The 15728-nt window shown below is 65.7% G+C and carries 17 protein-coding genes and 3 pseudogenes; 8 read left to right on the plus strand and 12 right to left on the minus strand.

Translation table 11 applies throughout. The features are described 5' to 3' along the window. Positions 1–1485, plus strand: a complete 1485-nt coding sequence (locus tag VKG81_RS12335) for a hypothetical protein (protein ID WP_324396293.1) — start codon at positions 1–3, stop codon at positions 1483–1485. 21 nt (positions 1486–1506) lie between these two features. On the opposite strand, the gene VKG81_RS12340 is transcribed toward VKG81_RS12335, so the two are convergent. Next, positions 1507–2394, minus strand: a complete 888-nt coding sequence (locus VKG81_RS12340) for an alkaline phosphatase family protein (RefSeq protein WP_324396295.1) — start codon at positions 2392–2394, stop codon at positions 1507–1509. Positions 2395–2534: 140 nt separating this feature from the next. Here VKG81_RS12340 and VKG81_RS12345 point away from each other — a divergent pair, with 140 nt between their 5' ends. After that, positions 2535–3038 carry a nuclear transport factor 2 family protein gene (locus VKG81_RS12345; protein WP_324396297.1) on the plus strand — a complete coding sequence of 168 codons (504 nt, stop codon included), beginning with the start codon at positions 2535–2537 and terminating at the stop codon, positions 3036–3038. 14 nt (positions 3039–3052) lie between these two features. Here the strand turns inward: VKG81_RS12345 and VKG81_RS12350 are convergent, their stop codons facing one another. The 5 genes from VKG81_RS12350 to VKG81_RS12370 form a co-directional block, all read right to left on the minus strand. Further along, positions 3053–3505: a hypothetical protein gene (locus tag VKG81_RS12350; protein ID WP_324396299.1), complete on the minus strand. Its 453-nt coding sequence runs from the start codon at positions 3503–3505 to the stop codon at positions 3053–3055. 89 nt (positions 3506–3594) lie between these two features. Further along, positions 3595–4299 carry an HAD family hydrolase gene (locus VKG81_RS12355; protein ID WP_324396301.1) on the minus strand — a complete coding sequence of 235 codons (705 nt, stop codon included), beginning with the start codon at positions 4297–4299 and terminating at the stop codon, positions 3595–3597. A 164-nt stretch (positions 4300–4463) separates the two neighbouring features. Further along, positions 4464–5606: an amidohydrolase family protein gene (locus tag VKG81_RS12360; protein WP_324396303.1), complete on the minus strand. Its 1143-nt coding sequence runs from the start codon at positions 5604–5606 to the stop codon at positions 4464–4466. Further along, positions 5603–6955 (minus strand): glutamine synthetase family protein, encoded by a 1353-nt coding sequence (locus VKG81_RS12365; RefSeq protein ID WP_324396305.1) that lies wholly within the window; start codon positions 6953–6955, stop codon positions 5603–5605. The genes VKG81_RS12360 and VKG81_RS12365 overlap by 4 nt, the downstream gene beginning before the upstream one ends. A 64-nt stretch (positions 6956–7019) precedes the next feature. Next, complete coding sequence (locus VKG81_RS12370) at positions 7020–8147, minus strand: glycosyltransferase (protein WP_324396307.1); 1128 nt, start codon at positions 8145–8147, stop codon at positions 7020–7022. 107 nt (positions 8148–8254) lie between these two features. Here VKG81_RS12370 and VKG81_RS12375 point away from each other — a divergent pair. Beyond that, positions 8255–8680 (plus strand): annotated as a pseudogene (locus tag VKG81_RS12375) (flavin reductase family protein); the annotation flags it as partial. Between the two features lie 6 nt (positions 8681–8686). On the opposite strand, the pseudogene VKG81_RS12380 reads toward VKG81_RS12375, so the two are convergent. Continuing rightward, positions 8687–8917, minus strand: a pseudogene (locus tag VKG81_RS12380) (enoyl-CoA hydratase); the annotation flags it as partial. Positions 8918–9111: 194 nt separating this feature from the next. Here VKG81_RS12380 and VKG81_RS12385 point away from each other — a divergent pair. Next, on the plus strand, positions 9112–9276 hold the full coding sequence (locus VKG81_RS12385) for a hypothetical protein (RefSeq protein WP_324396309.1): 165 nt from the start codon (positions 9112–9114) through the stop codon (positions 9274–9276). 111 nt (positions 9277–9387) lie between these two features. On the opposite strand, the pseudogene VKG81_RS12390 reads toward VKG81_RS12385, so the two are convergent. Then, positions 9388–9546 (minus strand): annotated as a pseudogene (locus VKG81_RS12390) (magnesium chelatase domain-containing protein); the annotation flags it as partial. A gap of 241 nt (positions 9547–9787) precedes the next feature. Between VKG81_RS12390 and VKG81_RS12395 the strand changes: the two are divergent. Together VKG81_RS12395 and VKG81_RS12400 are read left to right on the plus strand one after the other, a co-directional pair. Beyond that, entirely contained in the window at positions 9788–10114 is a 327-nt protein-coding gene (locus tag VKG81_RS12395) for a hypothetical protein (RefSeq protein WP_324396311.1), read from the plus strand. A 161-nt stretch (positions 10115–10275) separates the two neighbouring features. Beyond that, positions 10276–10443: a hypothetical protein gene (locus VKG81_RS12400; RefSeq protein WP_324396312.1), complete on the plus strand. Its 168-nt coding sequence runs from the start codon at positions 10276–10278 to the stop codon at positions 10441–10443. A gap of 528 nt (positions 10444–10971) precedes the next feature. On the opposite strand, the gene VKG81_RS12405 is transcribed toward VKG81_RS12400, so the two are convergent. Next, positions 10972–11544, minus strand: coding sequence for a hypothetical protein (locus tag VKG81_RS12405; protein ID WP_324396314.1), 573 nt, complete (start codon positions 11542–11544; stop codon positions 10972–10974). A gap of 380 nt (positions 11545–11924) precedes the next feature. Between VKG81_RS12405 and VKG81_RS12410 the strand changes: the two genes are divergently transcribed. Together VKG81_RS12410 and VKG81_RS12415 are read left to right on the plus strand one after the other, a co-directional pair. Then, a complete protein-coding gene (locus tag VKG81_RS12410) occupies positions 11925–12836 on the plus strand; it encodes a hypothetical protein (RefSeq protein WP_324396316.1) in 912 nt (303 codons plus the stop codon). Beyond that, positions 12833–13411, plus strand: coding sequence for a hypothetical protein (locus tag VKG81_RS12415; protein ID WP_324396318.1), 579 nt, complete (start codon positions 12833–12835; stop codon positions 13409–13411). The genes VKG81_RS12410 and VKG81_RS12415 overlap by 4 nt, the downstream gene beginning before the upstream one ends. Before the next feature lie 796 nt (positions 13412–14207). Here the strand turns inward: VKG81_RS12415 and VKG81_RS12420 are convergent. The 3 genes from VKG81_RS12420 to VKG81_RS12430 all read right to left on the minus strand — a co-directional run bounded on the left by VKG81_RS12420 (position 14208) and on the right by VKG81_RS12430 (position 15675). After that, positions 14208–14660, minus strand: coding sequence for a hypothetical protein (locus VKG81_RS12420; RefSeq protein WP_324396320.1), 453 nt, complete (start codon positions 14658–14660; stop codon positions 14208–14210). 91 nt (positions 14661–14751) lie between these two features. Further along, positions 14752–15261 (minus strand): hypothetical protein, encoded by a 510-nt coding sequence (locus VKG81_RS12425; protein WP_324396322.1) that lies wholly within the window; start codon positions 15259–15261, stop codon positions 14752–14754. A 162-nt stretch (positions 15262–15423) separates the two neighbouring features. Then, entirely contained in the window at positions 15424–15675 is a 252-nt protein-coding gene (locus VKG81_RS12430) for a hypothetical protein (protein ID WP_324396323.1), read from the minus strand. Between the last annotated feature and the right edge of the window lie 53 nt (positions 15676–15728).

The raw sequence follows: 15728 nt of genomic DNA on the forward strand, positions 1-15728 counted from the left end.
GTGGATCCAGCACGGGCCGAGCCCATGCGGCACCCCGGGCGCCGGCGGTTCGGCGTGCCGAATCGCGCCGAGCCGTGGATCGCGGGTGCGGCGGCAGCGCTCGCGAGCATGGCGCTCTCCTGGCGGCCGTCGTTCTGGTTCGACGAGGCCGCCACGATCGCTGCCGCCAACCGCTCCGAGTTCGACATCCTGCGGTTGCTGCTGAACTTCGACGCGGTTCACGGCCTGTATTACCTCGGCATGCACGCATGGTTTTCATGGGTTCCGATCAATGAGTTCACCGCGCGGCTTCCGAGTGCCGTGGCTGTGGGCATCGCCGCTGCGGGCCTCGTCGTGTTGGGCAAGCTGGTCGCCGACCGGCCCACCGCGTGGGCTGCCGCGGTGGCGTTCACGGTGCTGCCCCGCACGCTGTGGTCCGCGTTGGAAGCCAGGTCGTATGCGCTGACGGCGGCGATCGCGGTGTGGTTGACGGTGGTCCTCGTGATCGCCGCGGCCCGCCGCGGCGCCGCGCTGTGGGCTCTGTACTGTCTTGGGCTCGCGCTGGCGATCGTCTCGTTCGTGTATCTGGGCCTGTTGGTGTTGGCGCATGCGGTCACTCTCGCGGTCGGCCGGAACCGGGGGCAGCTCGCGCCGTTTACCGTTGCGGCTGCGGCAGGACTTGCTCTTGCGTCGCCGCTCATCGCGTTGACGGCGGGCCAACGTCAACAACTCGCGTGGATCGGTCCGGGTGGAAGCGGCTACGTGACAGGGGTGCTCGCCGAGCAGTGGTTCACCGGCTCGCGGCTTTTCATCTCCGTATGCGTGATCGTCCTGGCTTGGGGTTCGGTTGTTCTGGTCACGACGAAGGCCGACCGCGTCGCGGGTGCTCTCGCGGTGGCTGTGCCGTGGATCGTGGTTCCCACGGTGTTGCTGGTCGGCTATTCGGCATTGGTGCACGACGTATACCAGCCGAGATATCTGACCTACACGGCGCCGGCACTTGGAATCCTGCTGGGTGTTTGCGTCCGGGCCATTGCACGGGACCGATCACGAATCTATTTGGTGTTGCTGGCCGTTCTCGCACTCGGTTCGAGCACGGCGTTCGTGGCTCAGCGCGGCCGGTACTCAAAACCCGGCGGGGCGGACTATTCGGAAATCGCCGCCGTCATCGAAACCTATTCCGGGCCGCGCGACTGTGTCGCCTTCGGCTTCGCGGCCAACGAACCCCTGCGGGCGGCTGCCGCTGGCCGGCCCGCCGCGTTCGCTGACCTCAACGATGTCGCGGCCGGTGTGTCGGGCGCCGAAGCGGCCCAGCTGTGGTCGCAGGATCTGCCACTGGACAGCGACATGGTAAGACCGCGGCTGGCGACCTGCGCTGTGTTGTGGGTCGTCATCGACCGGGAAACTCCGTCGCCCATCGTCGACGCGGCGAAACGGCAGGGGTTCGCGATCGATCGGGAATGGACCTTGAATCGCAGCACGGTGATTCGCCTGAAGCGATCATGAGCCGGCCTGCCGCCGTTCGCTTCAGCCCCAGATGTCGCTGATCGGCGGAGCCATCGCCGCGTAGCCGCTCTTGGGTAGGCCATACATCTGCTGGATCGTCGAGAGCACGTTGTAGTGGCTGATGGGTTCGCCGTAAGCGCCGGGTTTCACATTCGCGCCGAAGATGACCGTCGGTATTTGATTGTTGCCGCCGTTGTCGTCCTCGTCCCAGGTCATCACCAGCAGACTGTTGTTGGCCGTTGCCCAGCTCGCATACGCCGACAGGCGGCTGTACAGCCACCCGTCGCCTTGCGCGATTGAGCCGTCGTGCATGTCGTTGTCCAGGTTCGGGATGACGAACGAGACCGTGGGCAGGCGGCCGTACTCCGACGGCGGAGGGAACACCGAGAAGGGGACGGAGCACGCGGCGGGCACATTGGTGAAGTTCGCCCACGGCACGTGTTTGCGGGCGTATTTGCCGGCGGCGCACGTTGTCGAGCCGACGCTGGGCAGGTCCTCCGCGAACCCCGTGAAGGTGTAGCCGGCGGCAAGCAGTTCCGACGCCAGATTAGGGGCGGCGCCCCCGTTGACCGGACACGCATCAGACGTCAGTCCGAAAGTGCTGCCGGCGAACAACGCGAGGTAGTTGGGTTCGCTGGGATGGGTTTCCGCATAGGACTGAGTCATCATCGCGCCGTTGCCGGCGAGTGAGTTGATGTACGGCGCCGACTTGTTGCCGATGATGTTGGCGTCAGACCGGTTCTCCTCCACCACCACCACGATGTGCGCCGGAGTCGGCAGGGCTGACGCGGTGAACCCGACGGGTGATTCGACGCCGCCGCGGTGAAGTTGTGCCGAGGTGACCACAATCGCCGGCACTGCAAGCGCGCCGACCAGTGCGCCAACGCGTGACCGGCGCCCCGTCCTCATGGCGGATGAGTCTAGGTCCGCCGCGGGCGGTCCCCGGTTGCTGGGCTGGCGCGTCGCCGAGTTCGTCAAGGCGATCACGTCCGGGCCACCCGTTTGATAGGACAGGGCTAGTCATTTCAACCGAGCCGGGCGAGGTCGCGATGGGTCACTGGTCACGCGCAGAGATCGAGTCGGCGTTCAACCACCACAAACAGGTGGTTGCCGGAATCGGGCAGAGCTGGGACTGGTCGCGCTTCGCCGACCAGTTCACCGAGGACGCCGTCTACGTCGAGCACTCCTTCGGAACCTTCCGCGGGCGCGAAAAGATCCGGGAGTGGATCGTCTCCACGATGAACACGTTTCCGGGCAATGAGATGCCGTTCTACCCGACGTCGTGGTACGCCATCGACGAGGGCAAGGGCTGGGTGTTTTGCGAATTCCTCAACCGCATGAGGGATCCCGGCGACGGAAGCATCCACGAGCGCGCCAACCTGTCGGTGCTGAAATACGCCGGCGACGGGCTTTGGAGCTACGAAGAAGACGCCTACAACCCGTTGAATTTCCTGCCGATGGTCCGCGGGTACATCCAGCGGTGCAAAGAACTCGGGACGATTTCCGATGTCGCCGCCAAGTTCGCCCAGGCGATGAACTGGGACCTGGCGTAGCCGAACCCGGCCAGTCAGGGTGTGCTCGGGGCCTGACCACGTTGGCCGTCGGCTGAGCCGACCTCGTCCTGTTCGGGCGGATCCGGCTCTTGGTCCTGAACACGGCTGCCTCCGGCACGCACGAAGGGGTCGATGTGGTCGGCGTGCACGAACTGCTCGCTCAGCTGATCGCGGGACGCCGCGGCCACGCTCTGGTGGGCGGCGGCCCGGTCCTGCAGTCGGGCCGCCTCGGCCGCCTTGGCTTCGGCCTCGGCCTGTGCGGCGCGAGCCTTGGCCGCGGTCTCCTCGGCGAGCGCTTCTCGCCGCTCCACCCGCGCGGTTTCCTGCGCGGCGCGCTCACGGATGCGCTCTGCCTCGAGGTGGCGCCGCCGGCGGCGGCCGCGGCCGGCGAGGACGGCGATCGCCGCGATCAGCAGCAGAGCCGCCACGGCCGCGACGATGATCCAGATGATAGCGCTGGTTGTCATATCGGCTCCTTCGGTGGATCGGTCTTCTGGTTTGCGCGCCTTACCTCGCCGGGTGCCCGCCGCCGACGGATTGTAAACCGACGCGTCAATTAGTCCGCGACGCCCAACACCGATGAGGAGAGGGAGGCTATCGGCGTCTCGGAGAGGTGTTCCATCAGATCTCGGGGGTCTTCGAACACCACGGCGGCACCGGCGCCGGTGAGTTCCTCCCGTGAAATGCCGCCACTGAGCAGCCCGACGATCGGGACGCCGGCGCGCACGCCTGCGCGCGCGTCCCAGACGGAGTCCCCCACGAGCACGGCGCGGGCGGCGGGCACACCGGCGCGCTGAAGCGCCACTTTGACGATGCCGGGATCAGGTTTGGCGGAATCGACATCCGCGGCCGAGGTCACCGCGGCGACGACACCGTCCCTGTCGAGCACCGCCCGCAGGATGGACAGCTCGTCTTCGGGGGCCGAAGTGGCGAGCACCACCTGCAGGCGCATCGACGCGACACGGTCCAAGATTTCGCGGCCGCCGGACAATACCCGCAGCAACGGACAAAGCTCACGGTAGTAGCGCGAATGCAGGTCCTTGAGCCGTTGCCTTGTCTCATCGTCGATATTCGGGGCCAGTGAGGCGACGAGCCTCGAGCCGTCCATCCCGATCAGCCGGTGGATACACCATGCGTCCGCCTCGACACCGGCCTCGTGGAAGGCGCGAGTCCAGGCGTGGACGTGCAGGTAGTTGGAATCGACCAGGGTGCCGTCGATGTCGAACAACACCGCGGCCGCATGGTCGGCAGTAGGAGTCATGACGAACGTATACCCGACTAGGGCTCTTTTCCCTCCCACTCGTCGATGATGAACAGCGCAAGCCTGAACGCGAGAAAACCCGCCGGGATCCAGATCTGTACGAGTCGAGAATCCGTTGGCACAGGTCAGCAGCAGCGCGAAGCGCAGCGTCGTGGCGGTCCTGATCACAGCGGCCCAGGATCCTGCCCGCTCAGCTGATACAACCGTACGGCGTTGCGCCGGGCGATCAGGTCAACAACGCGGATCGCGTCGGGCTCACCCCATTCGTCGGCATCGACGAAGCCTTGGAGCGCCTTGCGAATCCCGTTGCGCCACAATTGCGCTCCGAGATAGTGCAACTCCGCCGGACCAAAACCGTCCGAGGAATAGAGGATCTTGCGCAACGGTGCCAGTTCGACAAGCCGCCCGATGAAAGCGGCCGACCGGGCGCCGAGTTGGTTGATCGCCAAGCCGCCGTCCAAATACACGTTGTTGAACGCCTGGGCCAGGTATCCGGCTTCACGCTCGAACGGGTAACAGTGCAGCAACACGACCGGTGTGTCGGCGCAATTTCGCAGCAGGTCCAGTAGATACATCGGGTTGGTCTTGTGCAGATCGCAGTCGCGGTCGCCGAGGCCGACGTGGATTTGCAGCGGCTTGCCTAGCTTCAGGGCGCGGTGCAGCCCGAACCGCACCAGTATCCGGTCGGTCAACCGCACACCGCCGCGTTCTCGCCAGCGGTCGGCCGCGTCGGCGACCTGCGAAGGCGCGGGCTCTGACAGGTCGCCGCAAAAGCCGCCGCGGTAGGCCAGGATCGACTTCGTCGCGGCCGCGGTCTGGGCCCGCCGGTTCAGGATCTCGTCGAACGCGCTCGCATAGTCGCCGTCAGCCCGCGCCGCCAGTTCAGCGACCTGCTCGAGGCGAACTACCTCGTGGGCGCGACCACCCGAGTAGTCGGCGAGCTCGTCGACACCGGCGACACCGAAGAGCCCGGTGTCGACAAGCCAGTCCGACACTCCGGCCGCCCGTAGGAACAAACGTGCGACGTCTCCTTCGTCGTGCTCGCTTCGTCGATTCCAGTAGGCGTCCGGGTCGGCGTGGCGCGGCAGGCCGAGCAGTGGCGCGCAATGCGCGCGTACGGCCATGCCGATCTGCGTGTCGAACGCGGAGTCGAAGTCGGCGACGGGTTCGACATTCGCCTCGTTGAGGGCGTTCTCGAAGCGCAGCCGGTCCCTGCCGCTCAGCCAGCACCCGTGCACGTGGTGATCGACGAGTTGCACGCCGGCGATGTGTTCCGCCAACGCTGAGGTGGCCGGCGGCCCCGTCACAAGCTCCAGGCCATCCGGAACTTGTCGGCCAGCTCTGCGGGCTCGAGGTCGGCGTAGTTGTCGTGTTCGTAACGGCGCACCGCGACAACGACGTTGACCACCTCATCACCCAGAATGCGGCGCATGCGGCCGGATGCGTCCAACACCGCGATGACATCGTCCTGGTTGCTGGGAAGCAACACGGTGCCGGCTTGCGCACGCTCCTCGTCGGACATCCCTGCCGGGTCGACGGTGGTTTCCGGTGGCAACGGGGTGCCCTGCTCGATGCCCTCCAGCGCGAGCCCGAGTATCGCTGCCGTCGCGAAATACGGGTTCGCCGAGGGATCCACGATCTTGACCTCCACGTTGGCGCCGTGCGGATTGGCCGGACCCCCGACCAGGAACCGGACCGCGGCTTCGCGGTTCTCGGTCCCCCAGCACGCGTAGGCGCCGGCCCAGAACCCGGGCTGCAAGCGCAATCCCGACAGGATCGATCCGCACAGTATGCCTTGGGCATCGGGCAGCCCGGAGACCACGCCGGCCACTGCGTGCTGACCATCTTCGGTCATCCCGGCGGCGCCCGGCCCGTCCGAGAACAGCGACGAACCGCTCCTGCTCAGCGAGAAATGCTGGTGTGCGCCCGATCCCACGCTGCCGGCGAAGGGTACCGGCGAATAGCTCACGCGCATCCCGTATCGCCGCGCCACACGCGCGATGATGATGCGCATCAGGACCAACTGATCGGCGGCGGCCACCGGTGTCTGTGGTGACAGCGACAACTCGAACTGGTTCAGCCCGTATTCGGGGTGGAACTGCTCGATGCCCACACCGGACGTGGCCGCGGCGTTGGTGACGTCACGTACGAAACCTTCAAACTCGAGCACACCCGCCAGTCCGTACTGCGCCCACACGGTCGACGTGAGGCGGCTGCCGTCGGACCCGACGAGGATGAACTCGATCTCATGGCCGACTTGGGCGTCGACGCCGGCGTCGGCGAGGCGGGCTTCGATCCGGCCGAGAGTGCCACGGCTGCAGGCGGGCACCGGCGCGCCGTCCTGCTCGAAGAACGAGCCTGGTGCCCAAGCCAGGCCGTCGCCCAGCGTGCGCAACGCGGCGAGGTCGATTCGGATCCGCTCATCGCCGACCACGCCGATGCCCTCGGTGAACGCGATGCCGGTCTGGTCGATCGCGAATCCGTGCCAGACCGGGCTGGCGCCGAGGCCGGGGTTGGCGAATGCGCCCGACCGGCGCAACGGAACGGTCTTGGCGTGGGTGAGGCCCGCCGGGTTGACGACGGTGCCGATCACCGCTTCGACCCCGCCGGCCTCGAGGCGGGCGATGGCGGGCGCGGGCGCGGCTGTCTGTGTCATTCCAGCCATTCTGCAATGCGCGCACGACGCCCGCCGCGGATACCGTGCGAGCGCTGATTTGGATTCACGCCGCCGGGTAGTTGTCCGCCGGGCCGCCCAACGCCGCCAGCATCCCGGACGCGGCTTGCGACCAGGTGAATTGTTCTGCCCGCTTGCGGGCCCCGATGCGTCGCTTGCGGACGGGCCGGCCGATGATCTCGATCACGCTGGCCGCGACGGCTTCTGGGTCGTTGTCGGCCCATGCGCCACTTTCCGGGGAGACGATCTCGCGTAGCGCCGACGTCCGAGAGACCACGGCGGGTGTCCCACACGCCAGGGCCTCCAGCGCCGCCAGACCGAACGTTTCGTGAGGCCCCGGGGCCAACGCCACGTCCGCCGAAGCCAGCAGCGCCGCGACAGAGCGACGGCAGTCGATGAATCCGGTGAATGTGATCGGCAGACCCGCGGCCTGCCGTTCGAGGCGCCCGCGCATCGGCCCCTCCCCCACGACCACCAGTCGCGCGTCGATACCCGAATCGCGCAGTGCCACAACGGCGTCGATGCTGCGGTCGGCTCGCTTCTCCACCGACAACCGGCCGCAGTGCACGAGCAGGACCTGATGCGGGTCCGCCCATTCCCGTCGTAACCGGGCCGAGCGGCGGCGCGGATTAAACGTTTCCAGATCCACGCCCAACGGCACCGTGATGGTGTTCGTCGCCCCGATCCGGTCGAATTCCTCGCGGGCGAAACCGGTGGTGCACACCACGGTGTCGTAATTGGCGGCCGTGCGCCTGTTCGCGAAATCCGCAAGGCGGCGAGCCGATCTCGGCGGGAGCACCAGACCGGCCAGCCGATCGAGCCGCTCATGGGAGATCATCACAGCGGTGACGTCATGTCGGCGTCCCCAACGGCCCAGCGATCGCAACGTCAGTCGGTCCGATACCTCGATGGCGTCCGGACTCAGCGACTCCACGAGGGCGGTCACGGGCCACGGCAGCACCGCGCGGTAACCGCCGGTGAACGGGATGCGTCGAGCCGGCACGGAGATCCGCAACACCCCGGTCGGCAGCGTAGTGCGTGTCGCCGTTGGCCCCGGCACGATCAGAAAGACGTCATGGCCCGCGGCGCAGTATTCGGCGCCGAGCCGGTCCACGGCGGTACGCAGGCCGCCCGACCGCGGCCCGTAGAAGTTCGCGACCTGAACCACCCGCATCATGTCCCATCACAAACGGCGAGCATGTGCGGTCAACGACGCCCCGTCGACAGGTTGCTGAATGACCCGTGAACACCACAGCGACGTTGTGTGGTGGGCGATGACCGACGAGGGCGGGCGACGAGCTCGGCGGATGTCTGGTCGGGTTCGCCAGCCAGGTCAGCATCGATCCGTCCCGGTTTCTGGTCGGACTGTCGAAGCGCAACCACACCTACCGTGTCGCGCGGGCGGCAACACACCTCGCGATACATGTTCTCCCGCGCCGGCATCGCGCTCTTGCCAGGTTGTTCGGCGGTGAGACCGGCGACCGGATCAACAAGTTCGATAGTTGCGCGTGGGAGACCGGGCCGCACGGACTGCCCATCCTCACCGACGCGATCGGGTGGTTCACCGGCCGCATCCTGCACCAGTCCGACGTCGGCGATCATGTCGGGTTTCTGCTTGAGCCGGCCGCAGGGCGCGCGCCGCAGCGGTTCGATGAGCTGGTGACGTTCTCCGACGTCCGCGACCTGGAGCCCGGGCACCAGGCCTGACGGAACTCACGGATTGATGACGTGGCTCGGGTCGGGCTTGTTCTCCGGCGGCGCTTGGCTGTAGTCACCGAACCCGCTGTCGCGGGCCGCGACGGCCGATGCGACACCGTGTTTGGCGGCATCCTCGGTGAACGCGCGGGCTTCGGGGATGTTGCGCATGATTCCGTCCAGCACGGCACCCAATGTCTGGGTAGAAGCCAGGCCCATGTTCTCGTACACCTGGTTGACCATCAGGCGCACAAGATCGCATCAGTGCAGCTCGGATATGGTTTTTGAGGGGGTGTGCCGATCGCGTGCCAGATACGTGCCAGTTCTCCCCCAATTTGGCCACCTGCGGCGGTCGGCGGATAGGCTGCGTTCCTGCCCTTGTCCCCCGCCCATGAGGTGATCGGGCTGGCCGTCTACCACAGAGCCGGGAACCTCCGATCACCATGGATCTGGTGTGCCGGGTGCTCAGTGATCTGGCCACCCATCCCGCCGGCAGCGGATGCGGCTGCTCCTGGGTGCACAAGGCCGACCCGGTGAAGGTGTTCCGCTGCGCGGGCTACCGGCAGCAGCGCACTGCAGGCCGGGCCGCGCGGCGGGTTCACTCCTAGGGCAAGCGCCCGGCCGCGGACCGATCGGCTATCCGCAGGGGCGGAACATTCGTCGGCACTCGCGCACGCAGCGCGGCATTCTTTTCCACCTGCTCGGCCGCAATCTCCTCGACCCTCGCGCTTGGCGGCCAGCACCCCGGGCAGCACACCTCGCACTGGTCGCACCCGCCCGTCGAGCGCCAGTTCCCCGAGCAGCACCGTCTTCTCGAGCCGCGTAGAAGGTATCTTCCGGTCGGCCGACAGCACGGCAGCCGCCAGCGCCACGTCGAAGGATCGAGGCAGACTGTTCTAAACCGCTGACGGCGTACTGCCCCTGGGGAAGGGACTGTCGGGCACTGAGGGTGCGTCCCATGGGACGAAATGCCCTATCCGGTGGATTGCGCGGGAGTGGAGCCTGGATTCGTTACCGGACTTCCTAAGTCGTCAAGGGGAATGCGGAACGTGTCGGCTTTCCACAGGGGAACGGGGAAAGGCCATGGCTGAGGCTGCTTTATTTGTAGGTTGGGGAAGCATGACGGACGGGCGCGAGAAGCGCGCCCTCGAACTCTTCAACAAGTCGATGCACTACTGGAGGCGTCTCCAGGAAGAAGGTCGGATCGAGGGCTTTGACGTGGCCGTTCTTCCGCCAAACGACAGAGACCTGCGCGGCTTCGTTCTCATGCGGGGCACGGTGCAGCAGATCGACTCGCTTGGCGATGACGAGGAGTTTCAGCGGCTATTCAGCGATGTGCAGGGTGTTGTTGATCGGGTCGGGGTCATCGACGCCTTCGTTGATGAGGCACTCGCGCGAACGATGCGTCAATACCGGGATGTGGGTCGGATCGGAGAACTGGACTGACCCGATGCCGCGACCCCGGAAGAATGCCTCCTGTCACCGGACATCATCACGATGCACGTTAAGCCCGCTCGCTGACCGCTCACCGGGCTGACGTAACCGCTGTCGCTGTGCGGCGCGGCTTGGACGCAACAACTCCTGCCGGTCGATTAGCGCAAGCCGGTGTGACGCGCATCGAGCGCTACAAGCTGGCCACAGTGCTCGCCGAGCTGGCCGACCGCACGGCGCCGTCCACGGTGGCGCGCCGTGTGGGCGTGGGCTGCGCGACGGTGGCGCGGATCGCTGAGACGACGAAACGGCCTCCGCTGAGCGGGCAGCGGGTAAACCGATGACCGCGGCCGAGGCTCAGGCGTTGGCGGAAGCGCTGGTCGCCACCGCAGCGGTCACCGAGGGCGCCGACCGATACGGACTTGTCGGTGACCGTGCATAAGGTCCCCGCCATGTCGCAACCACGCATCCTCTCGCCCCAAGCCCCTCTTTGCCACGAAAGGACCGCAGCCATGATCAGAACCTGTTCCTCGCAGCGTTTCTCGCCGTGCTCATCCCCTGCGGCACCCTGTTCGGCGCCGCACCGGCCCACGGCGACACCGGCGAAAGCCAATACATCACGGGCGCGTCTATCACATCCGCGACGGGCGACGCTGGGCCGTACAGCAACCGGTACAGCAACGCGCCCAATTCCTGGGGTGCTAACGGGCGGCCACGGATGTTCACGAAAACGCCCTGGCCTGCGGGTACTTGTCACCCACGGGCACCCGTTTACACACTTGACCTACCCCGGGGGTCAAGTGGTCGCAGGTTCAAATCCTGTCAGCCCGACGGTTGTGCCCGTTACTCTGTCAGCCCGACCAAATAAATAGTCATTGATTCGATTGGTAGACCGACGGCGGCCCGAAGCCCGGGCCATTGAAGCAGCTGGGGCCGAATTGCACCGCGCAGTTCGCTATCTGGTCCGGAGGTGGTGGCGGCGGCGGCGTTGTCGGTTCGGTCCCCTGGAACGTGAACTTCAAAGGATTCGGGCTTGTGGCACCGCCGCTAGGCCCGTAGTAAGGGTAGGCCCGTATTGTGTAGTTCTGCCACGGTGGGTCGGTGGGCACATCAGCTTGCCATTGCTGGTCCAAGACATTCGCGTAACCGACCCAGTACCCACCCGACGGCTTTGGGCCTATCAGAACAAACATGCCCTTGACGTCTTGCTGCGCGGAGCCTGACACGGTGACGTCACCTGTCCCGCTGATCACAAATTGGTCAGCTGAACCGCGGTCGGATACCTGGCTGGCCGTCGGTGTGATGGTCGTCGCCGCCGGTGTGATGATCGTCGGCGGCCGTCCCTTAGAAACGGTGTTGTTCATCACCCCAACGATGATGCCCGCGGCCGCGCCGATTAACGCCGTGCCGATCGAGCCGTACAGTGTTAGCTTGGCCGCCGACATAGAGTCGCCCGGGCCGTGTGCGTGTGATGCCATGGCTCTACCTCCAATACGCAGAGCTTGTAGTTAGTCGTGTTGCCGCATGGCGTTTTCGATCGCACTGATCGCAAGGCCGCCGCTCACACATCGACATTCGGGCACCGCCGCCCGATTTGACGTGCACATGATGGTCCCGCTCTCAGTGCCGCAACCGTTAATTACCGGTGTCATCATTGTTGCGCAAAATCACGCGGAGCACCTAAGTAGTCCACTACTCGACTTCCGCGCTGGCATCCTGCGGGAGTCCGGTGAATACCCGCGTAAGCCGCTTGGGCGGGCTTTAGGAAGGTGCTATTTGAACCTTTGACACCTCGCTGGCGGAGAAGAACATACGCGTCAACACGGTGCACCCGACCGGTGTCGCCACGCCGATGCTGCTCAACGAACCTTTCGAGCAATTGATCGCCGAACATGCCGAAGGCAATTCCGCGTTGGAGGCCCCGCCGTTCGTCATCTTCTGCACCGCCCGCAGACGTCCGCGCGGTGCCACATGCCCAGCGCGGAGCGATCGACTAGCTGTTCTGCTCGTTAGGGAAGACGACGTACCGCTTGATCGTTGCCAGCACATCATCGAGCGGCTGGGCCGCGTTTCGGCCCTTCTGGGAGTTCCCGTGAACGGGACCGAAACGACCCGTGCCGCGCCAACCGCAGAGCTACGCTTCCGTGCCATGCGGGGGAAGAAAATCATCATCGCTGCCGGCGCGGTCGTTCTGGCTGGATGCGGCGTGCCGAGCCAGACAGCATCCCCATCGACGGTCACGGTGACGTACACCATGCAGCCGACGATCACCGAAACACAGACGGTGACCTATACGCCGCCGTGGCCGAAAACGACTATCGAGACTGAAGGCATTTACGTCGTCGGCACCGACATTGCGCCGGGCACTTGGCGGGAGCCCGGCGGGAGTGCCTGCTACTGGGCAAGACTCAGGAGTCTGGACACAAGCGACATTATTGATAACAGCAACAGCGATGGACCACAGGTGGTAGAAATCCAGCCGAGCGACAAAGCCTTCCAGACGCGCGGGTGTGCAACGTGGACCAAGACCGATCGAGCACCGATGAGCGCGTTGAGGCGATCGACCGGCTGGACCCATTCAGCGACACCCGAGACAAGAAAAGAACTAGCCTTCGATGCATCGAATAGCACCGCCAACGGGAATGATTTTGCAGTGATTGAATATCGCCCAGGCGTCGCCGGTAACGGCGCCAGGCCGATAGCCACGGTCGAGGTCGGAAAGGTGCGGCGCATGTGAATGACTGGTTTGAGCGCAGCCCGGTCGTCGGCTTTGCCCCGTGGATCATCTACTGGATAGTCGCCGACGGCCGAGATAGCACATGGTTGTACGGAGCGCTCTGCGCGGTGCTCTCCGCGACCATCCTCGGGGCCTCGCTGGGGTTTGGTGGGCTCAGGATGCTCGACGTGGTGACTATCGTGTTCTTCGCGGGCGTAACCATCGCGGCGCTGACCGTCGGCGCCACGGAACGAGACTGGATGGACACCTACGCCACCACGATATCCAGCGGGGTGTTAGCCGCGATGGCATTGGGCTCCCTGGCGTTCACTCCGTTCACCGAGCAATACGCCCGTGAGTCGGCGCCGCAGCACGAGTGGGAGCGCGCCGCATTTCGACGCACCAACCGGGTGCTGACACTGATGTGGGGGCTGGTGTTCGTGCTTACCGCGGTTCTGGGCGTCGTCGCGGCCGAGGCGCCGTCGACCTACGACTGGACGAACTGGGTGATCCCAATCGTGGTGATCGTGGGCGCGGCCGGAGTTACCCAGGCGTACCCCGAAAGGGCCCGGGAACACGCTCGGCGAGGCTCCTAGGCTTCGCGTGATAATGACAGGCGTCCGATCCACCGAGACAACACCAAATAGTCGAACGACTGAATCGAACGCCTACTGCACTGCGTTCAGCGGCCCGGAGAGGATCCGCAACGTCTAACCGCCGGCGCTCTCGACCGGCAGCGCCGCCCCGGCGCTGCCCCCAGTCGCCGCACCTACCAGCGCAGCACCCGCGGCGACGCAGGTGATTACCGCAGCGGCAGTTGTCAACGGCCAACCGGCCAACGGTTACTTTGAAGTGCCTTCAGTGCCTTCATCGAGCAATGTCACTGACGTGTTCCTTTGCGACGCGTCGCCAGCAGCGGTCGACTCCGGCATTTACCGTTGCGCGCCGTCCGCAGCTGGCGCCGACGTGTGTTGGCCGTCCACACCGGGAACCCTGTTGTGTGGCGATGACCCCTGGGACAAGGAGCTTCATCGCGTGACCTACACCGATCCGCTCCCGCCTGTGCAGCCGCCGGCGACGCCGATGCCTTTTGCACTGCTTCTCGATGACGGCACTTAATGCCGCCTGCGCAACGGCGGCGCCTGGGGCAGCCGCGACGACGGCTTGGCCGGCGCCTACGGTTGCCCCGGTGAGACGGCCGTCGTCGTGGCCCTGCAGGGACGGGGTCGCGCCGGCCATCGACCGTTCTCACCCGCTGCGGACGGTCAAAGTTGGTCCACTCGGTCCAGACGATGTCCACTTCCCACCACCCCACACACACGGTGACCACAGTGTGGTTCGCAGGGAACTGAGTATCCTCCCGCGCGCAGGCGCGGGAAGCCACTACTGCGCTCACCAGTCCGCCGCCCAGCTTGGCGACTCGCACCCGGGAAACTCGGAGACGGCGTCCAGATGCCCAGGCGCCGAGACCACGATGCGCTTCTTGATGCCGTTGCGCGTTGTGACAGTGCGGATCTCGCGGGGCTGGTCCTGTACCGGGTCAGGATGCCAAGCCTGCAGATACTGCCTACCGTCGCACATCCGCAGACGCCCCAAGACTGGCCGCCCATCGGCAAAGTGCGCCATATCGTGATCGGCATAGAACAGGGCGACAATGCCGCGCAGCATTTCCCTCACCTGTTCGAGGCGGGCACATGCGGTTTCGAGATCCAACCTCGCGATCGCAACCACGTCGGACGGCAAGCCGGGATGCGCACTGGGGGCCCCGGGTTCGTCACTAACCTGCTCGACGGTGGCTGCGGTGAACTTGATCCAATCCGCGGCGCTGATCGTCGTGTTGCCCATAGTCCGAGGCTAAAGGTCAAGGTGCACAACAGCGTTTGCGTCGCGTGGGCGAGACGGGCCGACATGCGGACCCTAATCGACGACGCGCCCCTTATGGCTTGCTGCGAGTTTTACCGTTGCCGACGACGGTGACGCGGTTGTTGCTGTTGGCGGCGGTGGTGGCGCCGGTCAGCCCGGCGGTTGCGCTGCTGCCGTTGCCGAGCACGGTGGCTGTGTCGCGGTTGCCGGGTATGAAGGGACTCGGGCCCCCTGCGGATGCCAGGGTTTCGCCGGTGCCGGTGTTGTTGCCGATCGCGGTGGCGTTGTCGTTGTTACCACCCGTTGCGTTTGCAATGTCGTTGCTGCCGATATCGGTGGCATGATCGTTGGTGCCGTCGGCGGTGGCGGTGTCGTCTGCGCCGATGGCGATCGCGGTGGAGCCCGGCCCGGTGGCCGAGCAGTGCGCCGACCCAGACGAGAAGTCGATCGGGCCCGCGTCCACGCAGGCGTTCGGGGCGGCGTGCGCCAGCGCGGGGGAACCGATCGCCAACGCGCCGGAGGCCAGCGCGCCCAACAGCAAGCTGCCCGCAAGCCGCGAGCGGTTGTGGGCTGCCGTTGGCACTGCCCTGTGCTTACCCGCCCGGACTAGCCCGCTCAGGTGTGCGCTGTGGGGTTGCCGTGCCACCACTGGGTGGGCTTGGCGTTGACCTGAGGTCAAGGTCTGTGCCGGAACCGCTCGGAAGGGACGCCGCGGTGCTGGCGGCCAATTGGTCGGCTCTGTCATTCACAGCTGCGGGCGGTGGTTGAGGGGTCGTCGATGACACGGCATCGTCTTCGGCTTGGCGTTCGGCATTGGTCCTTGGCTCTGTCGGACGAACGGCGTTAAGACCATGATCACCGCCTGGTGCTGCAATTTCAGTTCCGTACTCGCCGCAATATCGGTAGTGGCCACGATCGTGTTGAGTTGTTCTGGCCGGTTCAGCGTGATCGTCGCGATCGGCGCGTGGGACGAGTACAGGATCGTCTCGTAGCTCATCTGCGGCTCCTTGTCAGGAAGTGCAACTGTATTGTCGGATAGGCTTGGTGACG

The organism is Mycobacterium sp. (assembly GCF_035314905.1).
GTDB lineage: Bacteria > Actinomycetota > Actinomycetes > Mycobacteriales > Mycobacteriaceae > Mycobacterium.

Excerpts from the sequence above, each read along its gene's own strand:
- VKG81_RS12340 (WP_324396295.1), bottom strand. The coding sequence starts at position 2,394 with ATGAGGACGGGGCGCCGGTCACGCGTTGGCGCACTGGTCGGCGCGCTT.
- VKG81_RS12345 (WP_324396297.1), top strand. The coding sequence starts at position 2,535 with ATGGGTCACTGGTCACGCGCAGAGATCGAGTCGGCGTTCAACCACCAC.
- VKG81_RS12350 (WP_324396299.1), bottom strand. The coding sequence starts at position 3,505 with ATGACAACCAGCGCTATCATCTGGATCATCGTCGCGGCCGTGGCGGCT.
- VKG81_RS12355 (WP_324396301.1), bottom strand. The coding sequence starts at position 4,299 with ATGACTCCTACTGCCGACCATGCGGCCGCGGTGTTGTTCGACATCGAC.
- VKG81_RS12365 (WP_324396305.1), bottom strand. The coding sequence starts at position 6,955 with ATGACACAGACAGCCGCGCCCGCGCCCGCCATCGCCCGCCTCGAGGCC.
- VKG81_RS12370 (WP_324396307.1), bottom strand. The coding sequence starts at position 8,147 with ATGCGGGTGGTTCAGGTCGCGAACTTCTACGGGCCGCGGTCGGGCGGC.
- VKG81_RS12385 (WP_324396309.1), top strand. The coding sequence starts at position 9,112 with ATGGATCTGGTGTGCCGGGTGCTCAGTGATCTGGCCACCCATCCCGCC.
- VKG81_RS12395 (WP_324396311.1), top strand. The coding sequence starts at position 9,788 with ATGACGGACGGGCGCGAGAAGCGCGCCCTCGAACTCTTCAACAAGTCG.
- VKG81_RS12405 (WP_324396314.1), bottom strand. The coding sequence starts at position 11,544 with ATGTCGGCGGCCAAGCTAACACTGTACGGCTCGATCGGCACGGCGTTA.
- VKG81_RS12420 (WP_324396320.1), bottom strand. The coding sequence starts at position 14,660 with ATGGGCAACACGACGATCAGCGCCGCGGATTGGATCAAGTTCACCGCA.
- VKG81_RS12430 (WP_324396323.1), bottom strand. The coding sequence starts at position 15,675 with ATGAGCTACGAGACGATCCTGTACTCGTCCCACGCGCCGATCGCGACG.